The organism is Streptomyces seoulensis, assembly GCF_022846655.1.
Taxonomy (GTDB): Bacteria; Actinomycetota; Actinomycetes; order Streptomycetales; family Streptomycetaceae; genus Streptomyces.
Genome location: NZ_AP025667.1, coordinates 1,611,161 through 1,637,656 on the forward strand (window position 1 = coordinate 1,611,161; position 26,496 = coordinate 1,637,656).

Genomic DNA, 26,496 nt, shown 5'->3' on the forward strand with positions numbered 1-26,496 from the left:
TGTGATCGCCCTCTCCCTCGCCGAGATCGCAGCAGTCGTCGGCGGGCAGACACACGACATACCGGATACGTCCGTCCAGGTCACCGGCCCGGTCGTCCGGGACTCCCGCGAGGTGGTGCCCGGCACCCTGTTCGTCGCCTTCGTCGGCGAGCGGGTGGACGGCCACGACTTCGCGGCCCAGGTCGTCGAGGCGGGCGCGGTCGCCGTGCTGGCGTCGCGTCCCGTCGGCGTGCCCGCGATCGTCGTGGACGACGTCCAGGAGGCGCTCGGCGCCCTCGCCCGGCACGTCGTCGAACGGCTCGGCGCGACCCTCGTCGCCCTGACCGGCTCGGCGGGCAAGACCAGCACCAAGGACCTCATCGCCCAGGTGCTCGGCGGCAAGGCGCCGACCGTGTTCACGCCCGGCTCGCTCAACAACGAGATCGGGCTGCCGCTGACCGCCCTGTCCGCCACCGAGGAGACCAAGTTCCTCGTGCTGGAGATGGGCGCCCGCGGCATCGGGCACATCCGCTACCTGGCCGGACTCACCCCGCCCAAGGTCGGGTTGGTGCTCAACGTGGGCAGCGCCCACATCGGCGAGTTCGGCGGCCGCGAGCAGATCGCCCAGGCCAAGGGCGAGTTGGTGGAGAGCCTTCCCGCGGCCGCGGACGGCGGCGCCGCGATCCTCAACGCCGACGACCCGCTGGTGCGCGCGATGGCCTCCCGTACCAAGGCGAAGGTGGTCCTTTTCGGAGAGTCGGCCGAAGCGGACGTACGCGCCGAGAACGTACGACTCACGGACAGCGGACAGCCCTCCTTCAGGCTTCACACACCCTCCGGTGCAAGCGATGTGACCATGCGCCTGTACGGTGAGCACCACGTGTCGAACGCGCTCGCCGCGGCCGCCGTCGCCCATGAGCTGGGCATGTCCGCAAGTGAGATCGCCTCCGCGCTCTCCGGCGCGGGCACCCTCTCCCGCTGGCGCATGGAGGTCACCGAGCGCCCGGACGGCGTGACCATCGTCAACGACGCCTACAACGCCAACCCCGAGTCCATGCGGGCCGCCCTCAAGGCGCTCGTGGCCATGGGCAAGGGGCGCCGCACGTGGGCGGTGCTCGGCAAGATGGCCGAGCTGGGGGACGAGGCTCTCGCCGAGCACGACGCGGTCGGACGGCTCGCCGTCCGACTCAACGTCAGCAAGCTCGTCGCGGTCGGTGGCATCGAAGCCTCCTGGCTGCAACTGGGCGCATACAACGAGGGTTCGTGGGGTGAGGAGTCGGTGCACGTGTCCGACGCACAGGCGGCGATCGACCTTTTGCGCAAGCAGTTGCGTCCGGGGGACGTCGTGCTGGTGAAGGCGTCCCGGTCGGTGGGGCTCGAGAGTGTCGCCCAGACGCTCGCCGAGGCCGGTACCGAGGGTGAGGTCGCAGCCCGATGATGAACCAGGTCCTGTTCTCGGGCGTCATCGGTCTCTTCCTGACGCTGATCGGCACCCCGCTGCTGATCAAGCTCCTCGCCCGCAAGGGTTACGGCCAGTACATCCGCGACGACGGCCCGCGCGAGCACGCCAGCAAGCGCGGTACGCCGACGATGGGCGGTATCGCCTTCATCCTGGCCACGATCGCCGCGTACTTCCTCAGCAAGGTGATCACCGGCAAGCCGCCGACGTACTCCGGCCTGCTGGTGCTCGGCCTGATGTTCGGCATGGGCCTGGTCGGCTTCCTCGACGACTACATCAAGATCGTCAAGCGGCGCTCGCTCGGTCTGCGCGCCAAGGCGAAGATGGCCGGCCAGCTGATAGTCGGCATCGGGTTCGCGGTGCTCGCCCTGCAGTTCCCCGACAACCGGGGCAACACTCCGGCTTCCACCAAGCTGTCGTTCATCACGGACTTCGGCTGGACCATCGGCCCGGTGCTGTTCGTGGTCTGGGCGCTGTTCATGATCCTCGCCATGTCCAACGGCGTGAACCTCACCGACGGTCTGGACGGCCTCGCCACCGGCGCCTCCGTCCTCGTCTTCGGCGCGTACACGTTCATCGGCGTCTGGCAGTTCCAGGAGTCCTGCGCCAACGCCATGACCCTGACCAACCCGGCCGCCTGTTACGAGGTGCGCGACCCGCTGGACCTCGCGGTGGTCGCCTCCGCCCTGATGGGTGCATGCCTGGGCTTCCTGTGGTGGAACACCTCCCCGGCGAAGATCTTCATGGGCGACACCGGCTCGCTCGCCCTCGGCGGTGTCCTCACCGGCCTGGCCATCCTCTCCCGCACGGAGCTGCTGGTGGCCATCATGGGCGGCCTGTTCGTCCTCATCACCATGTCGGTCGTCATCCAGGTCGGCTCCTTCCGGCTCACCGGCAAGCGCGTCTTCCGGATGGCACCGCTCCAGCACCACTTCGAACTCAAGGGCTGGTCCGAGGTCCTTGTCGTGGTCCGCTTCTGGATCATCCAGGGCATCTGCGTCATCGTCGGACTCGGCCTCTTCTACGCGGGATGGGCAGCGGACAAGTGACCACCTCGGTGCCTTCGGGGCCCAGCGAATTCCAGGGCAAGCACGTCACCGTCGCCGGACTCGGCGTCTCCGGCCTGCCGGCCGCGAAGGCGCTGCACGCGCGCGGGGCGATCGTCACGGCCGTCAACGACGGCGACGACGCCCGCGCCCGCGAACAGGCCGCGGAACTGGAGGCGCTCGGCATCACCGTCCGCCTCGGCGACGGCGCCACCCTTCCCGAGGGCACCGAGCTGATCGTCACCGCGCCCGGCTGGCAGCCGGACAAGCCGCTGTTCCTGGCGGCCGGGAAGGCGGGCGTGCCCGTCTGGGGCGACGTCGAGCTGGCCTGGCGCCTCAGGGGGCCCGACGCGGCCCCCTGGCTCGCCGTCACCGGCACCAACGGCAAGACCACGACCGTGCAGATGCTCGCCTCGATCCTGAAGGCGGCGGGCCTGCGCACGGCCGCGGTCGGCAACATCGGCGTCTCCCTGCTGGACGCGGTCCTCGGCGACGAGAAGTACGACGTGCTCGCCGTCGAGCTGTCCAGCTACCAGCTCCACTGGGCGCCCTCCCTGCGCGCCTACTCCGGCGCGGTCCTCAACCTCGCCCCGGACCACCTCGACTGGCACGGCTCCATGGACGCCTACGCCGCCGACAAGGGCCGGATCTACGAGGGCAACCAGGTCGCCTGCGTCTACAACGTGGCCGACCCGCGCACCGAGGACCTGGTGCGCGAGGCCGACGTGGAGGAGGGCTGCCGGGCCGTCGGGTTCACCCTCGGCACGCCCTCCGTCTCCCAACTCGGCGTCGTGGACGGCATCTTGGTCGACCGCGCGTTCGTGGAGAACCGGCAGAAGAACGCGCAGGAGCTGGCCGAGGTCGCCGACGTCGACCCGCCCGCCCCGCACAACATCGCCAACGCCCTTGCCGCGGCGGCCCTCGCGCGCTCCTTCGGGGTGTCCCCGCAGGCCGTGCGCGACGGACTGCGCGCCTTCCGGCCCGACGCCCACCGCATCGCCCATGTCGCCGACCTCGACGGCGTGGCGTACGTGGACGACTCCAAGGCCACCAACACCCATGCCGCGCAAGCCTCGTTGGCCGCGTACGAGCCGATCGTGTGGATCGCCGGCGGCCTCGCCAAGGGCGCCGAGTTCGACGAGCTGGTGGCCGCCTCGGCCAAGCGGCTGCGGGGTGTCGTGCTGATCGGCGCCGACCGCGCCCTGATCCGCGAGGCCCTGGCGCGACACGCCCCGGAAGTACCCGTGGTGGACCTCGACCGGACCGACACTGGGGCGATGCTCCAGGCGGTGACGGAGGCGAAGCGGCTGGCCCGGCCCGGCGACACGGTCCTGCTGGCCCCGGCCTGCGCCTCCATGGACATGTTCACCAACTACAACCAGCGCGGCGACGCGTTCGCGGCCGCCGTCCGCGAACTCGGCGCCTGACCCCGGCCGCCCGTGCCGGGCGGATCTTGGGAGGGACGCGTGGGACGGTCGACGTTCAGCGGAGGCGTTGATGCCCAGTAGCCGTACCGGACGGCCGCCCGTGCAGCGGACGGCCCGTCCCGCACCCCCGAGGATCGCGGGCGAGAACCCCCTGCGGCGCCTGCGTGACCGCGCCCGCAAGGCGTGGGACCGGCCGCTGACCGCCTACTACCTGATCCTGGGCGGCAGCATGCTGATCACCGTCCTGGGCCTGGTGATGGTCTACTCGGCCTCCCAGATCACCGCGCTGCAGCTCTCGCTGCCCGGCTCGTTCTTCTTCCGCAAGCAGTTCCTGGCCGCGCTGATCGGCGGCGCGCTGCTGTTCGCCGCCTCCCGCATGCCGGTCAAGCTGCACCGGGCGCTGGCCTACCCGATCCTGGCCGCCGCCGTCTTCAGCATGGCGCTGGTGCAGGTGCCGGGGATAGGGATGTCGGTCAACGGCAACCGGAACTGGATCTCGCTCGGCGGCTCCTTCCAGGTCCAGCCCAGCGAGTTCGGCAAGCTCGCCCTGGTGCTGTGGGGCGCCGACCTGATCGCCCGCAAGCAGGACAAGAAGCTGCTGACCCAGTGGAAGCACATGCTGGTCCCGCTGGTCCCGGTCGCCTTCCTGCTGCTCGGGCTGATCATGCTCGGCGGTGACATGGGCACCGCGATCATCCTCACCGCGATCCTCTTCGGCCTGCTCTGGCTCGCGGGGGCCCCGACCAGGCTCTTCGCCGGGGTGCTGTCGGTGGCGGCGCTGATCGGTGTGATCCTCATCAAGACCAGCCCCAACCGGATGGCCCGGCTCGCCTGCATCGGCGCCACCGAGCCCAAGGCGGGCGCCGCCGACTGCTGGCAGGCCGTACACGGCATCTACGCCCTGGCCTCGGGGGGCATCTTCGGTTCGGGGCTCGGCGCCAGTGTGGAGAAATGGGGACAACTCCCCGAAGCCCACACCGACTTCATCTTCGCCATCACAGGTGAGGAACTGGGTCTGGCGGGCACGCTGTCGGTACTCGCCCTGTTCGCGGCTCTAGGCTATGCGGGTATCCGCGTGGCCGGACGCACGGAGGACCCCTTCGTGAGGTACGCCGCGGGAGGCGTGACGACGTGGATCATCGCCCAGGCGGTGATCAACATCGGTGCGGTGCTCGGCCTGCTGCCGATCGCCGGCGTCCCGCTCCCGCTGTTCTCCTACGGAGGGTCCGCCCTGCTGCCGACCATGTTCGCCATCGGGCTGCTGATCGCCTTCGCGCGTGACGAGCCCGGTGCGCGGGCGGCACTCGCGATGCGGCAACCCCGCTTTGCCAGAAAACGGGCGGGAGGCTCCCGTGCCGAGCGGGTGCCACGGAGATGGAACACGATGCGACGGCGTGCCTCGGCGGCGCGTTCGTCCGGAGAGCGGTGAATTTCGGTGCATGTCGTACTCGCCGGCGGGGGTACCGCGGGCCACATCGAGCCCGCGCTCGCCCTCGCGGACGCCCTGCGCAGGCAGGACCCCACCGTGGGGATCACGGCCCTGGGCACGGAGCGCGGACTTGAGACCCGGCTCGTTCCCGAGCGCGGCTACGAGCTGGCGCTGATCCCGGCGGTGCCGCTGCCGCGCAAGCCCACGCCCGAGCTGATCACGGTTCCGGGGCGGCTGCGCGGCACGATCAAGGCCGCCGAGCAGATCCTGGAGCGCACCAAGGCCGACGCGGTAGTCGGCTTCGGCGGCTACGTCGCGCTGCCCGGCTACCTGGCCGCCAAGCGCCTGGGCGTGCCGATCGTGATCCACGAGGCCAACGCCCGCCCCGGCCTGGCCAACAAGATCGGCTCCCGCTACGCGGCACGGGTCGCCGTCTCCACGCCCGACAGCAAGCTGCGCGACGCCCGCTACATCGGCATCCCGCTGCGCCGCTCCATCGCCACCCTGGACCGCGCCGCCGTGCGCCCCGAGGCACGGGCCCGCTTCGGCCTTGACCCCAACCTGCCCACGCTGCTCGTCTCGGGCGGCTCGCAGGGCGCCCGGCACCTCAACGAGGTCGTCCAGCGGGTCGCGCCCTGGCTCCAGCAGGCCGGGATCCAGATCCTGCACGCGGTCGGTCCGAAGAACGAACTGCCGCAGGTGCAGCAGATGCCGGGGATGCCCCCGTACATCCCGGTAAGTTACCTGGACCGGATGGACCTCGCGTACGCCGCGGCCGACATGATGCTCTGCCGCGCGGGCGCGATGACCGTCGCCGAACTCACCGCCGTCGGGCTCCCGGCCGCCTACGTCCCGCTGCCCATCGGCAACGGCGAACAGCGGCTGAACGCCCAGCCGGTGGTCAAGGCGGGCGGCGGACTCCTCGTGGACGACGCGGAACTGACGCCGGAGTGGGTGCAGCAGAACGTGCTCCCGGTCCTGGCCGACCCGCACCGCCTCTACGAGATGTCCCGCGCCGCCGGTGAGTTCGGCCGCCGGGACGCCGACGACCTGCTCGTCGGCATGGTGTACGAGGCCATCGCCTCCAGCCGCTAGGCACGTACGACGAAGGGACAGCGAGCGTGGCCGGTTCGACCACCGCCGAGCGCGGTGAACGTCAGCAGGAGTCGGCCGGCCCGCCGCTCGTCCGCCGGTTGAGGCGTCCCCGGCTTCGTATGATCATCATGTCGGCCGTGTTGCTGGTCCTGTCGGGCGCCGGTTCCGTCTGGGTGCTCTACGGCTCCGAGTGGCTGCGCGTGCGGTACGTCTCGGTGTCCGGCACCCGGGTGCTCACCCCCGCCGAGGTCCGCGACGCCGCCGACGTGCCGACCGGCGTCCCGCTGGCCTCGGTCGGCACGGACGCCGTCGAGGCGCGGCTGCGGGGGAAGTTGCGGCGCATCGACACGGTCGAGGTCTCCCGGTCCTGGCCGCACGGCATCACCCTGAAGGTCGTCGAGCGCACCCCGGTGCTGCTGACCCGCGAGGGCGGGAAGTTCACCGAGATCGACGACGGGGGCGTACGGTTCGCCACCGTGGGGAAGGCGCCCAGGGGTGTACCGATGCTCGAACTCGCCGCGTCCCGCAAGGGATCGGGTGCCGCCAGCCTGCGCCGCTTCGGCACCGGACGCCTGGTGCGCGAGGCCGTCCGGGTCGCCGGCAGCCTCCCGGCCCCCGTCGCCAGGGACACCGGGACCGTCCGGGTCGGCTCGTTCGACGCCATCACACTGGAGTTGGGTCACGGGCGCACCGTGGAGTGGGGGAGCGGGGAGAACGGGCGCGCCAAGGCACGGGCCCTCACAGCTCTCATGAAAGCAGCTCCTGACGCCCGTCACTTCGATGTGAGCGTGCCCACCGCCCCCGCGTCAGCGGGGAGTTGACGCACATCAGCGCAGGCCAGCACCCTGGTTGGGCACTGCTACGGCTGATCACATAGGGTGAAAAGAAAAACGGGAGGTTCGGCGTGTTCGTTGAACGGGCGCCGCTTGTCGACTTAGTGTCCTGTTCAGAAGACTCCAGGGAACAGACACACTGGTAACCCTAAACTTCAGGGTTAGGGTTCGGGTCGGCGTTCGGACCGTCCCAAATTCGGCATCCGTCGTCCCGGTCGGGCAACCGCCCGGCGCGACAACGTAATTCGAGGCGAGAGGCCTTCGACGTGGCAGCACCGCAGAACTACCTCGCAGTCATCAAGGTCATCGGTGTCGGCGGCGGTGGTGTCAATGCCATCAACCGGATGATCGAGGTCGGCCTCAAGGGCGTCGAGTTCATCGCCATCAACACCGATGCGCAAGCCCTGTTGATGAGCGACGCCGACGTCAAGCTGGACGTCGGCCGTGAACTCACCCGCGGACTCGGCGCCGGCGCCAACCCGGCCGTCGGCCGCAAGGCCGCCGAGGACCACCGCGAGGAGATCGAGGAGGTCCTCAAGGGGGCCGACATGGTCTTCGTGACCGCCGGCGAGGGCGGCGGCACCGGCACCGGCGGCGCGCCCGTCGTGGCCAACATCGCCCGCTCGCTGGGCGCCCTCACCATCGGCGTGGTCACGCGCCCCTTCACCTTCGAGGGACGGCGCCGCGCCAACCAGGCCGAGGACGGCATCGCCGAGCTGCGCGAAGAGGTCGACACCCTCATCGTGATCCCCAACGACCGGCTGCTGTCCATCTCGGACCGCCAGGTCTCGGTCCTGGACGCGTTCAAGTCCGCCGACCAGGTCCTGCTCTCCGGTGTCCAGGGCATCACGGACCTCATCACCACCCCCGGTCTGATCAACCTCGACTTCGCCGACGTCAAGTCGGTCATGTCCGAGGCCGGTTCGGCCCTCATGGGCATCGGCTCGGCCCGCGGCGACGACCGCGCGGTGGCCGCCGCCGAGATGGCGATCTCCTCGCCGCTGCTGGAGGCGTCCATCGACGGCGCCCGGGGCGTCCTGCTCTCCATCTCCGGCGGTTCCGACCTCGGTCTGTTCGAGATCAACGAGGCAGCCCAGCTCGTCAGCGAGGCCGCCCACCCCGAGGCCAACATCATCTTCGGCGCGGTCATCGACGACGCCCTCGGCGACGAGGTGCGGGTCACCGTGATCGCGGCCGGCTTCGACGGCGGCCAGCCCCCGGCCCGCCGGGACAACGTCCTCGGCTCCACCTCGTCCTCCTCCAACTCCCAGGCCGCGCGCCGGGAGGAGCCCGCTCCGCCGCGTCAGCAGCAGCCGGAGAGCCGCCCGACCTTCGGCTCGCTGGGCAGCGTGACCCCGAAGGAGGAGCCGGAGCCGACCCCCGAGCCGGTGGTCGAGATCCCGGTGGCCCCGCCGGTACCGCAGTCCCGTACCTACGCGGACAGCGCGGCCGAGGAGCTGGACGTGCCGGACTTCCTGAAGTGATAGGTCGGCGCGAACACGTGAGCGGCGCGCACTTCGCCTTCACCGACAGGTGGGGCGGGGTGAGCGCCGCTCCGTATGCGGAGCTCAATCTCGGCGGCGCGGTCGGTGACGACCCCGGCGCCGTGCGGACCAACCGCGAACTCGCGGCCAAGGCGCTGGGCGTGGACCCGGCGCGGACGGTCTGGATGAACCAGGTGCACGGCGCCGACGTGGCGGTCGTGGACGAGCCCTGGGGCGAGCGCCCCGTGCCGGAGGTCGACGCGATCGTCACCGCCCGGCGCGGACTCGCCCTCGCCGTCCTCACCGCCGACTGCGTGCCGGTCCTGCTGGCCGACCCCGTGGCGGGCGTCGTCGCGGCGGCGCACGCGGGACGGCCCGGCATGCTCGCCGGCATCGTCCCGGCCGCCGTGCGCGCCATGACCGGGCTCGGCGCCGAGCCCGGCCGGATCGTCGCCCGCACCGGACCCGCCGTGTGCGGCCGGTGTTACGAGGTGCCGGAAACGATGCGCGCCGAGGTGGCCGCGGCCGAACCGGCGGCGCACGCCGAGACGAGCTGGGGCACTCCCGCCGTCGACGTGAGCGCCGGAGTGCACGCGCAGCTCGACCGGCTCGGGGTGCGCGACCGGGAGCAATCGCCGGTGTGCACAAGGGAGTCGGACGATCACTTCTCGTACCGCCGCGACCGCGCCACGGGGCGGCTCGCCGGCTATGTGTGGCTGGACTGATGGGGCATGACGGACCGTAGGACCGAACTCGCCGGAAATCTGGCGAAGGTTGAGGAACGCATCGCCGCCGCGTGCGCGGCCGCGGGGCGGGCACGGGAAGAGGTGACCCTGATCGTGGTCACCAAGACCTACCCGGCCGACGACGTACGGATCCTCTCCGAGCTGGGGGTGCGTCAGGTCGCCGAGAACCGGGACCAGGACGCGGCGCCGAAGGCCGCCCAGTGCGCGGATCTGCCGCTGGAATGGCACTTCGTGGGTCAGTTGCAGACCAACAAGGTCCGCTCCGTGGTCGGTTATGCCGATGTCGTGCAGTCGGTCGACCGGGACCGGCTCGTCACCGCGCTGTCGAAGGAGGCGGTGCGGGCCGGGCGCGAGGTCGGCTGCCTCATCCAGGTCGCACTGGACGCGGGGGCGGGCGGCCGCGGTGAGCGCGGCGGGATCGCACCGGCCGGGATCGCGGAGTTGGCCGGCCTGATCGCCGACGCGCCCGGACTGCGGCTGGACGGCCTGATGACCGTGGCACCTCTCACCGGGGAGTACGCGGGACGCGAACGCGCGGCGTTCGAACGGCTCGTGGATTTGTCGACCGACCTGCGCCGGACCCATCCTGCTGCGACCATGGTGTCCGCAGGGATGAGCGCGGACCTCGAGGAGGCCGTGGCGGCCGGGGCGACACATGTGCGCGTCGGCAGCGCGGTACTCGGAGTCCGCCCCAGGCTCGGGTAACGTCGCCAAGAAGTCGGACCACAGCAGAAAATATGGTCAATGCCCGCCGAAAGCGGGCGCAACGACCGAGTGGATCGCGGGAACTTGGCAGTCGTCACCCGATCCACCACAGAGCGGAGGACTCAGAGCATGGCCGGCGCGATGCGCAAGATGGCGGTCTACCTCGGCCTCGTGGAGGACGATGGGTACGACGGCCGGGGTTTCGACCCCGACGACGACTTCGAGCCCGAACTGGACCCGGAGCCCGAGCGGGACCACCGACGGCACGAGCCGACTCACCAGTCGCACAGTGCACATGTGTCCCAAAGGGATGAATCGGTGCGAGTGGTGCAGCCTCCGGCGCAGCGCGAACCGGTGTCCCATTCCCCGGCGCTGACCGCGGAATCGGGGCGCCCGGCGCGTATCGCGCCCGTGGCGTCCATCACACAAGAACGTCAGTCCCTGGAGAAGAACGCGCCGGTGATCATGCCCAAGGTCGTGTCGGAACGAGAGCCGTACCGCATCACCACCCTGCACCCGCGGACCTACAACGAGGCCCGTACCATCGGGGAACACTTCCGCGAGGGCACCCCGGTGATCATGAATCTGACCGAGATGGACGACACGGATGCGAAGCGACTTGTCGACTTTGCGGCAGGTTTGGTGTTTGGACTTCACGGCAGTATCGAACGGGTGACGCAGAAGGTCTTCCTGTTGTCTCCTGCTAACGTCGATGTCACGGCGGAGGACAAGGCCCGCATCGCAGAGGGCGGGTTCTTCAACCAGAGCTGAAGACGCACCACCGGAAGATGCACGGAACAGGGGAGAGGGAAGCACAGCCATGAGCGTGTTCGCGCAGGTGATCTACATCGCGCTGATGGTGTTTCTCGTCGTCCTGATCTTCCGGCTGGTCATGGACTATGTCTTCCAGTTCGCCCGCTCGTGGCAACCCGGCAAGGCGATGGTGGTCGTACTGGAGGCCACCTACACTGTCACCGATCCACCGTTGAAGCTTCTGCGGCGGTTCATCCCGCCGCTGCGGCTCGGGGGCGTGGCACTCGACCTGTCCTTCTTCGTCCTGATGATCATCGTCTACATCCTCATCACCGTGGCGGGGAGCTTCGTGCGATGAGGGTGGACGATACGGTCTTGCCGACTGCCGATGACTACGTTGAGGTGAAGAGATGCCGTTGACCCCCGAGGACGTGCGGAACAAGCAGTTCACGACCGTCCGCCTCCGAGAAGGCTATGACGAGGACGAGGTCGATGCCTTCCTCGACGAGGTCGAAGCCGAACTGACCCGTCTGCTCCGCGAGAACGAGGACCTGCGCGCCAAGCTGGCCGCCGCCACGCGTGCCGCCGCGCAGAACCAGCAGAACATGCGCAAGCCCCCGGAGCAGCAGCAGGACCAGCAGCAGCAGGGCATGCGCGGTCCCGGCGCCCCGGTTCCCGCCGGGATATCGGGCCCGCCGCAGCAGCAGATGGGTGGCCCCATGGGTGGCCCGCCCCAGCTGCCGAGCGGTGCCCCGCAGCTCCCCGCCGGTCCCGGCGGACAGGGCGGCCCGCAGGGTCCCGGCCCGATGGGCCAGGGCCAGATGGGTCCCGGTCCGATGGGCCAGGGTCAGGGCCAGATGGGTCAGGGCCAGATGGGTCAGGGCCAGATGGGCCAGGGTCCGATGGGCCAGGGCCCCGGTCCCATGGGTCAGGGTCCCGGTCCGATGGGCCAGGGTCCGATGGGCGGTCAGCCGCCCATGCCGCAGCAGATGGGCGGCCCCATGGGCGGTCCGATGGGCGGCCCCGGCCTGCCCGGTCAGGGTGGCCCCGGCGGCGACAGCGCCGCGCGTGTCCTCTCGCTGGCCCAGCAGACCGCCGACCAGGCGATCGCCGAGGCCCGTTCCGAGGCCAACAAGATCGTCGGTGAGGCCCGCAGCCGCGCCGAGGGTCTGGAGCGCGACGCCCGCGCCAAGGCCGACGCCCTGGAGCGGGACGCGCAGGAGAAGCACCGCGTCGCCATGGGCTCCCTGGAGTCCGCGCGCGCCACGCTGGAGCGCAAGGTCGAGGACCTGCGCGGCTTCGAGCGCGAGTACCGGACGCGTCTGAAGTCGTACCTGGAGTCGCAGCTTCGTCAGCTCGAGACCCAGGCCGACGACTCGCTCGCTCCGCCGCGCACTCCGGCCGCCCCGTCCCTGCCGCCGTCGCCGTCGCCCTCGATGGCTCCGGCCGGCGCGAGCGCCCCGTCCTACGGCGGCGGCAACCAGGGCATGGGTGGCCCGCAGGCGCCCGCCGGTCCGTCCTACGGCGGCCAGCAGCAGATGACGCCGGCCATGACCCAGCCGATGGCTCCGGTCCGGCCGCAGGGCCCGTCCCCGATGGGTCAGGCTCCCTCGCCGATGCGCGGGTTCCTGATCGACGAGGACGACAACTGACGGCCACCGGCCACTAGTACGCCATAGACGTCGGCAGCGTTCAGGGCGGGCCCCGGACTTCGGTCCGGGGCCCGCCCTGTTTTACGCGTGTTGAGCAGGGTTGCCGACACGGCCGACGGGACGTGTGCCGACCTCAGGGGCGCGGGGAACCGCGCGGCCGGCCACGACGCACCCGCGGCCGGAAAACACGACGGCGGCCACCCCCACACAGGGGCAGCCGCCGTCGGTCCGGCGGAGCGCTACACCTTGCGCAGACGGAACGTCAGGGACAGCCCCTCGTCCGTGAACGCCTCGCCGTACGTCTCGTCCGCCTCGCCCTGGGCGAAGTCCGTGGACAGAACCTCGTCCGCGATGAGAGCCGAGTGCTCGGAGAGCGCCGCCCCGACCGCCGGGTCCGTCGCGGTCCAGCGCAGGGCGATACGGTCCGCGACGTCCAGGCCGCTGTTCTTACGCGCCTCCTGGATCAGCCGGATCGCGTCACGGGCGAGCCCCGCCTGCCGCAGCTCCTCGGTGATCTCCAGGTCCAGCGCGACCGTGGCACCGGAGTCGGACGCCACCGACCAGCCCTCGCGCGGGGTCTCCGTGATGATCACCTCGTCCGGGGCGAGCGTCACCGTCTCCCCGTCGACCTCGACCGAGGCCGTGCCCTCGCGCAGCGCCAGCGACAGCGCGGCGGCGTCGGCGGCGGCGACGGCCTTGGCCACGTCCTGCACCCGCTTGCCGAACCGCTTGCCCAGCGCACGGAAGTTGGCCTTGGCGGTGGTGTCCACCAGGGAGCCGCCGACCTCGGACAGCGAGGCCAGGGACTCCACGTTCAGCTCCTCGGTGATCTGCGCGCGCAGCTCGGGGCCGAGGGTGTCGAAGCCGGCGGCGCCGACCAGGGCGCGGGAGAGCGGCTGACGCGTCTTGACGCCCGACTCGGCACGCGTGGCGCGGCCCAGCTCCACCAGACGCCGGACCAGGACCATCCGCTTCGACAGCTCCGGGTCGATCGCCGACAAGTCGGCCTCGGGCCAGTCGGAGAGGTGGACGGACTCCGGGGCGTCCGGCGTCACCGGCACGATCAGGTCCTGCCAGACCCGCTCGGCGATGAACGGGGTGATCGGCGCCATGAGCTGGGTGACCGTCTCGACGACCTCGTGCAGGGTGCGCAGCGCGGCCTTGTCGCCCTGCCAGAACCGGCGGCGCGAGCGGCGCACGTACCAGTTCGACAGGTCGTCCACGAACGCGGAGAGCAGCTTGCCGGCGCGCTGGGTGTCGTACGCCTCCAGTGCCTGGGTCACCTGGTCGGTGAGGGCGTGGAGTTCGGACAGCAGCCAGCGGTCCAGCAGCGGGCGGTCGGCCGGGGCCGGGTCCGCCGCGCTGGGCGCCCAGCCGGCGGTGCGGGCGTACAGCGCCTGGAAGGCGACCGTGTTCCAGTACGTCAGGAGCGTCTTGCGGACGACCTCCTGGATGGTGCCGTGGCCGACGCGGCGGGCCGCCCAGGGCGAACCGCCGGCCGCCATGAACCAGCGCACCGCGTCCGCGCCGTGCTGGTCCATGAGCGGGATGGGCTCCAGGGTGTTGCCCAGGTGCTTGGACATCTTGCGGCCGTCCTCGGCGAGGATGTGGCCGAGGCACACGACGTTCTCGTAGGAAGACTCGTCGAACACCAGGGTGCCGATGGCCATCAGCGTGTAGAACCAGCCGCGGGTCTGGTCGATCGCCTCGGAGATGAACTGGGCCGGGTACCGGCTCTCGAACAGCTCCTTGTTCTTGTGCGGGTAGCCCCACTGCGCGAACGGCATCGAGCCCGAGTCGTACCAGGCGTCGATGACCTCGGGCACGCGCGTGGCCGTGTCGCCGCACTGGGGGCAGGGGAAGGTCACCGCGTCGATGTACGGGCGGTGCGGGTCCAGGCCGGACTGGTCGGTGCCGGTCAGCTCGCCCAGCTCGGTACGGGAGCCGACCACGGTCAGGTGGTCCTCGTCGCAACGCCAGACCGGGAGCGGGGTGCCCCAGTAGCGGTTGCGGGACAGCGCCCAGTCGATGTTGTTGCTCAGCCAGTCGCCGAAGCGGCCGTGCTTGACCGTCTCCGGGAACCAGTTGGTGCTCTCGTTCTCCGCGAGCATCCGGTCCTTGACGGCGGTGGTGCGGATGTACCAGGACGGCTGGGCGTAGTAGAGCAGCGCGGTGTGGCAGCGCCAGCAGTGCGGGTAGCTGTGCTCGTAGGGCAGGTGGCGGAAGAGCAGGCCGCGCTCGCGCAGGTCCTCGGTGAGCTGCTCGTCGGCCTTCTTGAAGAAGACGCCGCCGACCAGCGGCAGGTCCTCCTCGAAGGTGCCGTCGGGGCGGACCGGGTTGACCACGGGCAGGCCGTAGGCGCGGCAGACCAGGAGGTCGTCAGCGCCGAAGGCGGGGGACTGGTGGACCAGACCGGTGCCGTCCTCGGTGGTGACGTACTCGGCGTTGACCACGTAGTGCGCGGGCTCGGGGAACTCGACCAGCTCGAAGGGGCGCTGGTAGGTCCAGCGCTCCATCTCGGCGCCGGTGAAGGACTGGCCGGTGGGCTCCCAGCCCTCGCCGAGGGACTTCCCGACCAGCGGCTCGGCGACGACGACCTTCTCCTGGCCGTCGGTGGCGACGACGTAGGTGACGTCGGGGTGGGCCGCGACGGCCGTGTTGGACACCAGGGTCCACGGGGTCGTCGTCCACACCAGCAGGGACGCCTCGCCGGCGAGCGGGCCGGAGGTGAGGGGGAAGCGGACGTAGACCGAGGGGTCGACGACCGTCTCGTAGCCCTGGGCCAGCTCGTGGTCGGACAGGCCCGTGCCGCAGCGGGGGCACCAGGGGGCGACACGGTGGTCCTGGACCAGCAGGCCCTTGTCGAAGATCTGCTTCAGCGACCACCACACCGAGTCGATGTACTCGGGGTCCATCGTGCGGTACGGGTCCTCGAGGTCCGTCCAGTACCCCATGCGGGTCGTCAGCTCGGCGAAGGCGTCCGTGTGCCGGGTCACCGACTCGCGGCACTTGGCGTTGAACTCGGCGATGCCGTACGCCTCGATGTCCTTCTTGCCGGAGAAGCCCAGCTCCTTCTCCACGGCCAGCTCGACCGGCAGGCCGTGGCAGTCCCAGCCGGCCTTGCGGCCGACGTGGTAGCCGCGCATGGTGCGGAAGCGGGGGAAGACGTCCTTGAAGACGCGGGCCTCGATGTGGTGGGCGCCCGGCATGCCGTTGGCGGTCGGCGGGCCCTCGTAGAACACCCACTCGGGGCGGCCCTCGGACTGCTCCAGGGTCTTGGCGAAGATCTTCTGGTCGCGCCAGAAGTCGAGCACCGCGTGCTCAAGCGCGGGCAGGTCGACCTGGGCGGGCACCTGGCGGTACGTCGGCGCTGTCATCTGCGAGCATCCTCCAACGGAACTTGCTGCCTTCCGTCGGAGGGACGAGAGCTTCGATCTTCCACGCCGTGTGCGGCGCGCTCCCGCGGTACCACCCTCCTTGGCCCCCTCCGTGTGCCGCACGGCGGTGAGCCCCCTCATTGGGGTCGCGGCCGGGTCTACTCGCCCCCGCCGGACGGGCGGGGACTTTCTTCCGGCGGCTCCGGGGTGATCTTCACATCGCGCTCGCCACCGGGCTTCCACCGACCCCGGCTCGCTCTGGGCTGCGATACGACGCTACTCGTCCCCATCCACGCTTCTCGCTCCGCCCAGTGTACGGCGCCGCGCGGACAGCGGCCGACCGCTTTTCCGGGCGGGGCGTGACCCGAACGGCGGCGGTCGCGGCATGACGGGTTACGTGCCGGGGAGCTGGGCACAACGGATGCAGGTCTGCTGCGCGGGGGGTGCGGGGCGGGCGAATCGGGCGGCGTGCCCCGTTGCCGCGGGACTCAAGTCGATTTATCGTCCCAGCACGATTCGCCTGCGAAATCACATATGTGAAGGGGCCCCGGCCATGGTGGCGAAGAAGACGTCCGGCGGTTCGGCGGGAAGGGGGAGCGGGCGGGCGAAAACGGCTGCCACCGGGAAGAAGCCGGCCGCCCCGAAGGGTGCCGCGGCGAAGAAGGCCGCAGGTGACGAGGGTGCGCCCGCCAAGAAGAAGACCACTGCCAGGAAGGCGTCCGCTGGTCGGACGGCCGGTGAGAAGACGGGCGGCGAGACGGTGACTCCCAGGAAGACGGCCGCCAAGGCCACCGCCGCCGAGGCGGCGACCCCCCAGGGCACGACGGCCGGGAAGGCTGCCAAGAAGACGGCTGCCAAGAAGACGGCCACCAAGAAGGCGGCCGCCAAGAAGGCGCCTGCCAAGAAGACGGCCGCGAAGAAGAGCACGGCCGGGAAGACGGGAGCCACGAGGGTGGTCGCTGAGAAGACTTCCGGCACGGCCACGGCGGAACAGAGCGCCCCGTCCAAGGCGCGCCTGGCCGCCGCGGAACCCGGTGAGCTGGCCGTACGTCCCGGCGAGGACCCCTGGACCCCGCAGGAGGTCGCCGAGGCGCGCGCGGAGCTGGCCGGCGAGGCGGACCGGCTGAGCACGGAGATCAGCTCCTCCGAGGCGTCCCTGGTCGGCATGATGCGCGACTCGGCGGACGGCGCGGGCGACGACGAGGCCGACACCGGCAGCAAGAACATCACCCGCGAGCACGAGCTGGCCCTCGCGGCCAACGCGCGCGAGATGCTCACCCAGACCGAACGCGCCCTCGAACGCATGGACGCGGGCACCTACGGCCTGTGCGAGAACTGCGGCAACCCCATCGGCAAGGCCCGCATGCAGGCGTTCCCCAGGGCCACCCTGTGCGTGGAGTGCAAGCAGAAGCAGGAACGCCGCTCCTGACCTCCGGGTCCGCTCTCCGCCGCCGTGGGGGGCGTGCCGTACTCTCTCCTCAGTCAGGCACCTAGGTTGAGGGACTCACGTGGCAGAGGCGGAGCGCATCATCGGTACGCCGGACACTCCGGAGGGCAGTGGAGAGCGGACGGAGGCCCCCGCGCCGCGGACCGGCCGCGGCCGCCGGATCGCCGTGCTCTTCGCGGTGGCCGCGTTCGCCTACGCCCTCGACCTCGGCAGCAAGCTGCTGGTGGTGGCGAAGCTGGAGCACCACGCCCCGGTCCAGTTGGTCGGGGACCTCCTGGAGCTGCACGCCATCCGCAACCCCGGCGCCGCCTTCGGCTTCGGTGCGGCCTTCACGATCATCTTCACGGTGATCGCGGTCGCCGTGATCCTGGTGATCGTCCGGCTGGCCCGCAAGCTCTACAGCTTCCCCTGGGCCGTCGCGCTGGGCCTGCTGCTCGGCGGGGCCCTCGGCAACCTCACCGACCGGATCTTCCGCGCCCCCGGCGTCTTCCAGGGCGAGGTCGTCGACTTCATCGCCCCCCGCGGCTTCGCCGTGTTCAACCTGGCGGACTCCGCGATCGTGTGCGGCGGCATCCTGATCGTGCTGCTGTCCTTCCGCGGCCTGGACCCGGACGGCACCGTCCACAAGGACTGACGGGCCCCGCGCACCGGTTTTCCACAGGCTCGTTCGGCGCCCTCCCGCCTGTCCTGCATACTCGACGGGTGAGCACGATTCCCGAGATCCGAACCCTGCCCGTGCCCGACGGCCTGGAGGGCGAGCGTGTCGACGCCGCCATCTCCCGGATGTTCGGCTTCTCCCGCACGAAGGCGGCCGAGCTGGCCGCGGCCGGCAAGGTCCAGGTCGACGGAGCCGTGGTCGGCAAGTCCGAGCGCGTCCACGGAGGCGCCTGGCTCGAGGTGGAGATGCCGCAGGCTCCCGCCCCGGTGCAGGTGATCGCCGAGCCGGTCGAGGGCATGGAGATCGTGTACGACGACGACGACGTGGTCGTCATCGTCAAGCCCGTCGGCGTGGCCGCGCACCCCTCGCCCGGCTGGACCGGCACGACCGTCATCGGCGGTCTCGCCGCCGCCGGGTACCGGATCTCCACCTCCGGCGCCGCCGAGCGCCAGGGCATCGTGCACCGGCTGGACGTCGGCACCTCCGGTCTGATGGTGGTCGCCAAGTCCGAGCGGGCGTACACCTCGCTCAAGCGCCAGTTCAAGGAGCGCACGGTCGACAAGCGCTACCACACCCTCGTCCAGGGCCACCCGGACCCGACGAGCGGCACGATCGACGCCCCCATCGGCCGCCACCCGCAGCACGACTACAAGTGGGCCGTCACCGCCGAGGGCAAGCCGTCGGTCACCCACTACGACCTCATCGAGGCCTTCCGCGCCGCCTCCCTGCTGGACGTGAAGCTGGAGACGGGCCGCACCCACCAGATCCGCGTCCACATGGCCGCCCACCGCCACCCCTGCGTCGGCGACCTGACCTACGGCGCCGACCCGACCCTCTCCAAGCGCCTCAAGCTGGAGCGCCAGTGGCTGCACGCCGTCCGGCTCGGCTTCGAGCACCCGGCGGACGGCCAGTGGGTCGAGTTCGAGAGCGACTACCCCGAGGACCTCAGCCGCGCCCTCGACCTGGTCCGCGAGGAGACGTACGCGTGAGCGTGCCGTTCACCGTCCGGGCGGCCGAGGACCTTGCCGACCACGAGGCGTGCTTCGCGGTCCGCAAGGACGTCTTCGTGGGCGAGCAGGGCGTCCCGCAGGACATCGAGTACGACGCGTACGACGCCTCGGCCGTGCACGTGCTGGCCGTGGACGAGGACGGAGTGCCGCTCGGCACCGGCCGGCTGCTGCACGGCGAGGCGGCCGCCGCCAAGACGGGCGGCGACGCCTCGGTGGGTTCGCTGGGCCGGCTCGCGGTGACCCGCCGGGCGCGCGGCCTCGGCGTCGGCGCGGCCCTGGTGCGGGCCATCGAGGACGCGGCCCGGAGCCTCGGCCTCACCGCCGTGGACCTGCACGCCCAGACCCAGGCCCTCGGTTTCTACGAGCGCCTCGGCTACACGGCGTACGGCCCCGAGTTCCAGGACGCCGGGATCGCGCACCGGGCGATGCGCCGCCCGCTCGGGCCCGCGTAGGACTGCCGTACGAGGGCGGGCCGTTGACCGGCCCGCAGCGGTCGGCGTGGCAGGCTGGGGGCTTGCGGTGATCGTTTACCTCCGGAGCGCGCTACGTGGATCAGTTGGCCCTGTTGTTCGTGATCCTGCTCGCCGCGCTGGTGAGCGTGCCGGTGGGCGAGTACTTCGGACTGCCCGCGCCGGTGCTGATGACACTGTTCGGCGGGGTGCTCGCCGTACTGCCCTTCGTGCCGAACGTCGACATCCCGCCCGACCTGATCCTGCCCGCCCTGCTGCCGCCGCTGCTCTACGCGGCCGTGCGGCGCACCTCCTGGCGGCAGTTCGCGGCGAACGTCCGGCCGATCTTCCTGCTGGCCGTCGCCCTCGTCTTCGTGACCACGATCTGCGTGGCCGCGGTCGCCCACGCCATGGTGCCGGGCCTCCCGGTCGCCGCCGCCGTGGCGCTGGGCGCGCTGATCGCCCCGCCCGACCCGGTCGCCGCGACCGCCGTCGCCGGTCAACTCGGGCTGCCGCGCCGCCTGGTGTCCATCCTGGAGGGCGAGGGGCTGTTCAACGACGTCACCGCGATCGTGCTCTACCACGTGGCCATCGCCGCCGCGATCAGCGGTGAGTTCTCCCCCTGGGAGGCCGGGCTCGACCTGGTGCTCTCCGCGGTCGTCGCCCTCGTCATCGGGCTGGCCCTCGGCTGGGGCGCCAACAAGCTGATGTCCCTGCTGGGCGACGCCACCCTCCAGATCGGCCTCACGCTGCTGGTGCCGTACGCCTCCTACGTGCTCGCCGAGGAACTGCACGGCTCCGGCGTGCTCGCGGTGCTCACCACCGCCCTGTTCCTCGCCGAGTACGCCACCGACGCCGACGACGTGATGACCCGGCTGGCCGGGCACACCTTCTGGGACATCATCGACACCCTCGTCACCGGCGTCGCGTTCGGGCTGATCGGCCTCGAACTGCACAACGCCGTCCGCACCGCCTCCGGCCGCTGGAGCGAGCTGGTCGGCTGGGCGGCGGCGGTCGCGGCCGTGGTGATCCTGGTCCGGCTGCTCTGGCTGCTGCCCGCGACCTGGCTGACCAAGCGGCTGCACGCCCGGCGGGACATCGACGAGGAGATCCCGGTCGGCTGGCGGGAGACCGTCGTGATGTGGTGGTCCGGGATGCGCGGGGTGGCCTCCGTGGCGCTGGCCCTCGCCATCCCGCTCACCACCGAGGACGGCGGGCCCTTCCCGGACCGGGACATCATCGTCTTCATCGCCTTCGGGGTGATCATCGCCACCCTCGTGCTCCAGGGGCTCACGCTGCCCCGGCTGGTGCGCAGGCTCGGGGTGCGGGCCGACTCCGAGCGGGAGAAGGACTTCGAGAAGGACCTCGCCGTCCGCGCGACCAAGGCAGCGCGGCGCAAGCTTCGGGAGATCGAGCAGGTCGAGGACCTGCCGGAGGAGCTGTCCGAGCAGATGCTGCGGCGCGCCTACGACATCGGCATCCGCATCAGCCCCGACATGGGCGAGGAGGAGCGCCGGGAGGCGCACCAGAAGCGGGCCAGGCGCCTGAAGCGGGTGCGGCAGATCCAGGCGGAGATGATGAGCGCCGCCCGCCACGAGGTGCTCGCGGCCCGCAGCGAGCCGGGGGCGGACCCGGAGATCGTGGACCGGGTGCTGCGCCACCTCGACGTGCGCAGCCTGCGCTGAGCCGCCCCCGGCTCTCCTAACCCCGGCCCGTGCGGGGGAAGTCGTACGCCTTGCGCAGGGTGGCCCGGTCGGGGGAGGGGATCTGGTACGGGGCGGGCGCGGCGTCGGAGGTGTTGACCCGGGGGAGCGCGTACGGGTGCTCGGCGGACAGCCAGGCGATCATCTGCTCGCGGACCGTGACCCGGACCGTCCAGATGTCGTCCGCGTCCTTCGCGGTCACCAGGGCGCGCACCTCGATGGTGTTCGGGGTCGTGTCGGTCACCACCAGGCCGTAGGCGCGGCCGTCCCAGGCCGCGCAGTGGCGCAGGATGTCGCGGAGCTTCTCCCGCATCGCCTCCACCGGCGCACTGTGGTCGAGGTACCAGTAGACGGTGCCGGTCATCTGCGGGGTGCCCCGCGACCAGTTCTCGAACGGGCGCGAGGTGAAGTACGAGACCGGCATGGTGATCCGGCGCTCGTCCCAGGTCCGCACCGTCAGGAAGGTCAGGGTGATCTCCTCGACGGTGCCCCACTCGCCGTCCACCACCACGGTGTCGCCGATGCGCACCATGTCGCCGAAGGCGATCTGGAGCCCGGCGAACAGATTGGCCAGCGTCGACTGGGCGGCCACGCCCGCCACGATGCCGAGGATGCCGGCGGAGGCCAGCAGCGAGGCACCGGCCGCGCGCATCTCCGGGAAGGTCAGCAGCATCGCCGCGACGGCGACCACCCCGACCGTCGCGGACACCACCCGCATGATCAGCGTCACCTGGGTGCGCACCCGGCGTACCCGCGCGGAGTCCCGGTGGGCGCGCGCGTAGCGGCTGTAGGAGGTCTCCACGACGGCGCCCGCGATGCCGATGACCAGCCAGGCCGTCGACCCGATCAGCACCAGGGTCAGGGTCTGCCCGATGCCCACCCGGTGTTCGCGCAGCACGGTCATCTGGGCGTAGGAGCCTCTGAGCAGGGCCGAGAGCAGGACGAGCTGGTAGGGGATGCGGCAACGGCGCAGCAGACCCCACAGCGGGGTCTCGCCGTGCCGTTCGTCGGCCTTGCGCAGCAGCAGGTCGGTGGCCCAGCCGAGCAGCACGGTGAGCCCGACGGCACCGCCGAGCACGGCCAGGGGCCGGATGACGTTCTCCATGAGGGGGAACGTAACCGCCCAGCGGCGTCATGAACCTGTGTGTTCGGTCGCCACCTGGGTAGACGGGCCGCGCCGGGGAAGGCCCTGACCTGGCGCTACTGGCACCATGGGGGCATGAACATCATGCTCTTTCACTCGGTCCACGGGCTCACCCCCGCGGTGCGCGACGCGGCGGACCGGCTGCGCGCGGCCGGTCACGAGGTATGGACGCCGGACCTCTTCGAGGGCCGCACCTTCGACACGGTCGAGGAAGGCATGGAGTACCAGGACTCCGTCGGCAAGGAGGAGATCCTCAAGCGGGCGGTGCTGGCCGTCGCGCCCTACTCCGAACGCGGGCTGGTCTACTCCGGGTTCTCGCTCGGCGCCTCCGTCGCCCAGACCCTGGCCCTCGGCGACGACAAGGCGCGCGGGCTGCTGCTCCTGCAGGGCACCTCGGACATCGCGCCGAACGCATATGCCGACGAGTTGCCGGTGCAGTTGCACGTGGCCGAGCCGGACCCGTTCGAGACGGACGACTGGCTGAGCGCCTGGTACCTCCAGATGGGCCGCACCGGCGCGGACGTGGAGGTCTACCGCTACCCCGGCGCCGGCCACCTCTACATGGACCGGGACCTGCCCGACTACGACGCCGAGGCCGCCGAGGCCACCTGGCGGGTGGCGCTCGGCTTCCTCGACAGCCTGGGGTAGCCCCTACACCGGGGTGTAGCTCCGCTCCACCTTCTGGGTGCCGCTGCGGGTGCGGTACGAACGCGCCCACGCGGACGTGGCGTTCGGGTCGGTGCGGTCGGAGACCACGTAGTAGTCCATCTGCGCGCGCTCGGCGGTGATGTCGAGAACGCCGTAGCCGTGGCGGTCGGTGTCGACCCAGCGGACGTGCCGGTTGGCGGCCTGGATGACGGGCGCGGCCACGGCCGAGACGGTGCCCTCGGGGACCTTCACGATGTCGTCGAGGTTGTCCGAGGTGAGCGAGGTGACCACGAACTCGGTCGCCGCCGACGCCGACAGCGGGTAGGTCCCCGCGTCGTGGGGCACGTCGTTGGCCCACGCCATGTGGATGTCGCCGGTGAGGAAGACGGTGTTGCCGATGGCGTTGGCCTGCAGGTGGGCCAGGAGTTCGCGCCGGTCGTCGGTGTAGCCGTCCCACTGGTCGGTGTTGAGGGCGATGCCCTCCTGCGGCAGCCCGAGCAGCTTCGCCAGCGGCCGGAGCAGATCGGCGGAGAGCGCGCCCACCGCGAACGGCGAGATCATCACCGAGTTGCCGACCAGCCGCCACTTGGTGTCCGACGCCTTCAACCCGGCCTTGAGCCAGTCCAGTTGGGCCCGTCCGGTGAGCGTGCGGTCCGGGTCGTCGACCGAGCCGGAGGCGGTGGCCGCCTGCTGGGAGCGGAACGAGCGCAGATCCAGCAGGGACAGATCGGCCAGCTTGCCGAAGCGCAGCCTGCGGTAGGTGGTGCCCGCGACGGCCGGGCGGACCGGCATCCACTCGAAGTACGCCTGCTTCGCGGCCGCCTGACGGGCAGCCCACGCGCCCTCGGCGCCCTCGGTGTGGTTCCCCGCGCCCCCCGACCAGGCGTTGTCCGCGAACTCGTGGTCGTCCCAGATGGCGACGACCGGAGCGGCCAGGTGCAGCGCCTGGAGGTCGGGGTCGGTCTTGTAGGTGGCGTGCCGGAGGCGGTAGTCGGCCAGGGTGAGGATCTCGTGCGCGGGGGAGTGCGGGCGTACGACGGTGCCCCGGGTGCCGTACTCGCCGTTGCCGTACTCGTAGACGTAGTCGCCCAGGTGCAGCCAGGCGTCCAGGTCGCCGCGGGCCGCGAGGTGGCGGTAAGGGCTGAAGTAGCCGGCCTCCCAGTTGGCGCAGGAGACCACGCCGAAGCGCAGACCGGTGACGGCGGCATCGGCGGCGGGCGCGGTGCGGGTGCGGGCCACGGGGGACTCGGTGCCGCCGCAGGTGAAGCGGAACCAGTAGTCGGTGCCCGGCTGAAGGCCGCGGATGTCGGCCTTCACCGTGTGGTCGGTGGCCGCCGTCGCGGTGGTGGAGCCGGTGGCGACGACCGAGGTGAACGCCTTGTCGCGGGCGACGGCCCAGCCGACCTCGGTGTCCGGGCCGACGCCGGAGCCGGGGACGGCCTCGGGCACCGGGGTCACCCGGGTCCAGAGCAGGACACCGTCGGGCAGCGGGTCGCCGGAGGCGACACCGTGCCGGAAGACGGGGGCGGCGGTGGCGGCGCGGGCCGGGAGCGCGGAGGCGAGCGGCCCGGCCAGGACGGCGCCGGCCGCCGCGGCCTTGACGACCGTACGGCGGCTGGGCGCAGGTGAGTTGCGGGCCGAAGCGGCCTCGACGGATCTGAGTGGACTGGTCACGGCCGATCAGGTTACTGATCGGTACACGCCAAGGGCGGGCGAATCCCGAAAGTTCGCCCGCCCTTCACGTGCTCTGCGCTCCCCGGCCCTGGGCCGGCGATCAGCCCTTGAGGGCCTTGGCGATCGCGGTGACGTACTCGGCCTGCGTCATCGGCGCGTTCTGGCCGTCGGAGCCGGTGACCTTCTTGCCGTCCATGAGCAGCGTCGGCGTGCCCTGGAAGTCGTACTTCTTGCCGTCCGTGTTGAACTTGTCGCTCATCACCAGCGCCCACTTGTCGTAGGTGCCGTCCTTCACGGCCTTCTGGAAGGCCGCGTTGCCCTTGAGCGCGGGCACGGTGTCCGCCACCTCGATCAGGTAGTCGTCGCTCTTGAACTTGTCGTCCTGCTCGTCCGGGTGGTACTTCGCCGAATACAGCGCCGACTTGTACTCGAGGAACGCCTCCGGGTCGACGTTCAGGGCCGCGCCGAGCGCGCTGAGCGCGTTCTTGGAGCCCTCGCCCGGGATGTTGTTGTCGATGAAGGTCGCGCCGACGTACTGGATCTTGTACTTGCCGTCCGCGACGTCCTTGTCCACCGTGGCGCCGGACGCCTGCTCGAACTGGGCGCAGACCGGGCAGCGCGGGTCCTCGTACAGGGCGAGGGTCTTCTTCGCGCTGTCCTTGCCGATGACGACGGTCGTGCCGTCCTTGCCCGTCGTGTGCGCGGGCTTGACCAGGGTGGCCTTCGCGGCCGCCTCCCAGCCGCTCGGCTTGTTGTTCTGGACGACCGCGTAACCTATGCCGCCCGCGGCGGCGAGCACCGCCACCACCGACAGGCCGACGATCGCCTGCCGCTTCACCTTGTCCCGCTTGGCCTGGCGCTCGCGCTCCTCGCGCAGCCGCTCACGCGCCGCCGTCTTCGCCGCCTGGTTGTTCCGCTTGCTCATGTTGGTGATCTCCATAGGGGACGCGCCCATGCCGTACATGGGGTACGTGTGTGCGCGAGATACGTGTGGGGAACTGGGTCGTGCGCTGTGCCGCTCAGGCCCCGCTCAAAGGCGGGCGAGGGCGACGGAGCACGGCGGTCCGCGCCGTCCCAGGGAGTGCGCGAGGAGCAGGGCCCGCACGGCGGCCGGACGCGGCGCCGGGCGCGGCATCCGGCGGGCCGGGGCGGGCCGGGCGGTACCGGCGGCCACCGCCAGCAGCAGCGGCCGGAACGTGGTCGCGGCCACGGCCCGCACCAGCTCGGCCAGCGCCTGTTCGCCCCGGCGCAGCCACGCGGCGGCCAGCAGGCCCACCCCGATGTGGGCGGCGAGCAGCAGCCAGGCGGCGGCCGGGTCGGTGTGCGCGAGCAGCGCGCCCGCGTGGTCCGGGCCGCCAAAGGAGCGGGCCAGCGGACCGCCCAGTGCGCCACCCCGGCACAGCAGGTCCAGGCCCACCGCGTGCAGCGGGCCGGTGACCGGGCCGCCGGCCCGGCCGTAACAGGCGTGCTGGCCGGTGGTGAACACCGTGTCGGCGGCCAGCTCCAGGGGGATCAGCAGTGCCGCCACCGGGCCGAAGCCGCGCTCGCGGCCCGCCAGCGCGTACGCGGTGACGAACACCCCGGCGGCGACCGCCAGCACGGTCGTCACCGGCAGCGGGGACCGGGACAGCAGCACGTGCGACGCGGTGCTGAGCGTCACGGTGAAGGCCGTGAACAGCGCCGCGCGCACGGCTCTGAGCTGGGTCCCGGATATGTCCATAGCGAGAGGAGAGTGTGTCACGGACGGCTGTGAGGCACCCGTAAAGGGGCCCGGCCGC

The 26,496-nt window shown here is 71.3% G+C and carries 23 protein-coding genes; 18 read left to right on the plus strand and 5 right to left on the minus strand.

The genetic code is table 11. The annotated features are described in order from the left end of the window. The first annotated feature begins 1 nt into the window (after window position 1). From HEK131_RS07410 to HEK131_RS07465, 12 genes are all read left to right on the plus strand, one after another. Window positions 2–1,417: a UDP-N-acetylmuramoyl-tripeptide--D-alanyl-D-alanine ligase gene (locus HEK131_RS07410; RefSeq protein WP_217462720.1), complete on the plus strand. Its 1,416-nt coding sequence runs from the start codon at window positions 2–4 to the stop codon at window positions 1,415–1,417. After that, a complete protein-coding gene (gene mraY, locus HEK131_RS07415; RefSeq protein WP_030810142.1) occupies window positions 1,414–2,487 on the plus strand; it encodes a phospho-N-acetylmuramoyl-pentapeptide-transferase in 1,074 nt (357 codons plus the stop codon). Before HEK131_RS07410 ends, mraY begins: the two co-directional genes overlap by 4 nt. Beyond that, complete coding sequence (murD, locus tag HEK131_RS07420; RefSeq protein ID WP_244334151.1) at window positions 2,469–3,911, plus strand: UDP-N-acetylmuramoyl-L-alanine--D-glutamate ligase; 1,443 nt, start codon at window positions 2,469–2,471, stop codon at window positions 3,909–3,911. Before mraY ends, murD begins: the two co-directional genes overlap by 19 nt. 70 nt (window positions 3,912–3,981) lie before the next feature. Beyond that, window positions 3,982–5,340 (plus strand): putative lipid II flippase FtsW, encoded by a 1,359-nt coding sequence (ftsW, locus tag HEK131_RS07425; RefSeq protein ID WP_244334152.1) that lies wholly within the window; start codon window positions 3,982–3,984, stop codon window positions 5,338–5,340. A gap of 6 nt (window positions 5,341–5,346) precedes the next feature. Next, window positions 5,347–6,435 (plus strand): undecaprenyldiphospho-muramoylpentapeptide beta-N-acetylglucosaminyltransferase, encoded by a 1,089-nt coding sequence (gene murG, locus HEK131_RS07430; protein ID WP_217462717.1) that lies wholly within the window; start codon window positions 5,347–5,349, stop codon window positions 6,433–6,435. 26 nt (window positions 6,436–6,461) lie between these two features. Beyond that, window positions 6,462–7,256: a cell division protein FtsQ/DivIB gene (locus HEK131_RS07435; protein ID WP_244334153.1), complete on the plus strand. Its 795-nt coding sequence runs from the start codon at window positions 6,462–6,464 to the stop codon at window positions 7,254–7,256. 278 nt (window positions 7,257–7,534) lie between these two features. Then, a complete protein-coding gene (gene ftsZ / locus HEK131_RS07440) occupies window positions 7,535–8,752 on the plus strand; it encodes a cell division protein FtsZ (RefSeq protein WP_217462715.1) in 1,218 nt (405 codons plus the stop codon). After that, window positions 8,749–9,477, plus strand: coding sequence for a peptidoglycan editing factor PgeF (pgeF, locus tag HEK131_RS07445; RefSeq protein WP_244334154.1), 729 nt, complete (start codon window positions 8,749–8,751; stop codon window positions 9,475–9,477). The genes ftsZ and pgeF overlap by 4 nt, the downstream gene beginning before the upstream one ends. Window positions 9,478–9,483: 6 nt before the next feature. Then, complete coding sequence (locus HEK131_RS07450) at window positions 9,484–10,203, plus strand: YggS family pyridoxal phosphate-dependent enzyme (protein ID WP_244334155.1); 720 nt, start codon at window positions 9,484–9,486, stop codon at window positions 10,201–10,203. A 129-nt stretch (window positions 10,204–10,332) separates the two neighbouring features. After that, entirely contained in the window at window positions 10,333–10,974 is a 642-nt protein-coding gene (gene sepF / locus HEK131_RS07455; protein ID WP_161146522.1) for a cell division protein SepF, read from the plus strand. Between the two features lie 49 nt (window positions 10,975–11,023). Next, on the plus strand, window positions 11,024–11,314 hold the full coding sequence (locus HEK131_RS07460; protein WP_030810117.1) for a YggT family protein: 291 nt from the start codon (window positions 11,024–11,026) through the stop codon (window positions 11,312–11,314). Window positions 11,315–11,366: 52 nt separating this feature from the next. Beyond that, window positions 11,367–12,608 (plus strand): DivIVA domain-containing protein, encoded by a 1,242-nt coding sequence (locus HEK131_RS07465; protein WP_244334156.1) that lies wholly within the window; start codon window positions 11,367–11,369, stop codon window positions 12,606–12,608. A 239-nt stretch (window positions 12,609–12,847) separates the two neighbouring features. Here HEK131_RS07465 and ileS read toward each other — a convergent pair whose 3' ends face one another. Further along, the gene (gene ileS, locus HEK131_RS07470; protein ID WP_244334157.1) at window positions 12,848–15,985 is read right to left on the minus strand and encodes an isoleucine--tRNA ligase; all 3,138 of its coding nucleotides are present in this window, start codon (window positions 15,983–15,985) and stop codon (window positions 12,848–12,850) included. A gap of 385 nt (window positions 15,986–16,370) precedes the next feature. On the opposite strand from ileS, the gene HEK131_RS07475 reads away from it, so the two are divergent. From HEK131_RS07475 to HEK131_RS07495, 5 genes are all read left to right on the plus strand, one after another. Beyond that, window positions 16,371–17,414 carry a TraR/DksA family transcriptional regulator gene (locus HEK131_RS07475; protein WP_244334158.1) on the plus strand — a complete coding sequence of 348 codons (1,044 nt, stop codon included), beginning with the start codon at window positions 16,371–16,373 and terminating at the stop codon, window positions 17,412–17,414. Between the two features lie 79 nt (window positions 17,415–17,493). After that, window positions 17,494–18,066, plus strand: coding sequence for a signal peptidase II (gene lspA / locus HEK131_RS07480; protein ID WP_217462709.1), 573 nt, complete (start codon window positions 17,494–17,496; stop codon window positions 18,064–18,066). A 68-nt stretch (window positions 18,067–18,134) separates the two neighbouring features. Then, window positions 18,135–19,079, plus strand: coding sequence for an RluA family pseudouridine synthase (locus tag HEK131_RS07485; RefSeq protein ID WP_217462708.1), 945 nt, complete (start codon window positions 18,135–18,137; stop codon window positions 19,077–19,079). Then, on the plus strand, window positions 19,076–19,552 hold the full coding sequence (locus HEK131_RS07490) for a GNAT family N-acetyltransferase (protein WP_244334159.1): 477 nt from the start codon (window positions 19,076–19,078) through the stop codon (window positions 19,550–19,552). The genes HEK131_RS07485 and HEK131_RS07490 overlap by 4 nt, the downstream gene beginning before the upstream one ends. 95 nt (window positions 19,553–19,647) lie before the next feature. Beyond that, on the plus strand, window positions 19,648–21,234 hold the full coding sequence (locus HEK131_RS07495) for a Na+/H+ antiporter (protein ID WP_161147179.1): 1,587 nt from the start codon (window positions 19,648–19,650) through the stop codon (window positions 21,232–21,234). Between the two features lie 16 nt (window positions 21,235–21,250). Here the strand turns inward: HEK131_RS07495 and HEK131_RS07500 are convergent, their stop codons facing one another. Continuing rightward, a complete protein-coding gene (locus HEK131_RS07500; protein ID WP_217462705.1) occupies window positions 21,251–22,357 on the minus strand; it encodes a mechanosensitive ion channel family protein in 1,107 nt (368 codons plus the stop codon). Between the two features lie 114 nt (window positions 22,358–22,471). Here HEK131_RS07500 and HEK131_RS07505 point away from each other — a divergent pair, with 114 nt between their 5' ends. Next, window positions 22,472–23,044: a dienelactone hydrolase family protein gene (locus HEK131_RS07505; RefSeq protein WP_244334160.1), complete on the plus strand. Its 573-nt coding sequence runs from the start codon at window positions 22,472–22,474 to the stop codon at window positions 23,042–23,044. Window positions 23,045–23,047: 3 nt separating this feature from the next. Here HEK131_RS07505 and HEK131_RS07510 read toward each other — a convergent pair whose 3' ends face one another. From HEK131_RS07510 to HEK131_RS07520, 3 genes are all read right to left on the minus strand, one after another. Next, the gene (locus HEK131_RS07510) at window positions 23,048–24,718 is read right to left on the minus strand and encodes an alkaline phosphatase D family protein (RefSeq protein WP_244334161.1); all 1,671 of its coding nucleotides are present in this window, start codon (window positions 24,716–24,718) and stop codon (window positions 23,048–23,050) included. A gap of 100 nt (window positions 24,719–24,818) precedes the next feature. Continuing rightward, window positions 24,819–25,643 (minus strand): thioredoxin domain-containing protein, encoded by an 825-nt coding sequence (locus HEK131_RS07515; RefSeq protein ID WP_244451961.1) that lies wholly within the window; start codon window positions 25,641–25,643, stop codon window positions 24,819–24,821. Between the two features lie 105 nt (window positions 25,644–25,748). Continuing rightward, the gene (locus HEK131_RS07520) at window positions 25,749–26,438 is read right to left on the minus strand and encodes a hypothetical protein (RefSeq protein ID WP_244334162.1); all 690 of its coding nucleotides are present in this window, start codon (window positions 26,436–26,438) and stop codon (window positions 25,749–25,751) included. Window positions 26,439–26,496 lie beyond the last annotated feature (58 nt).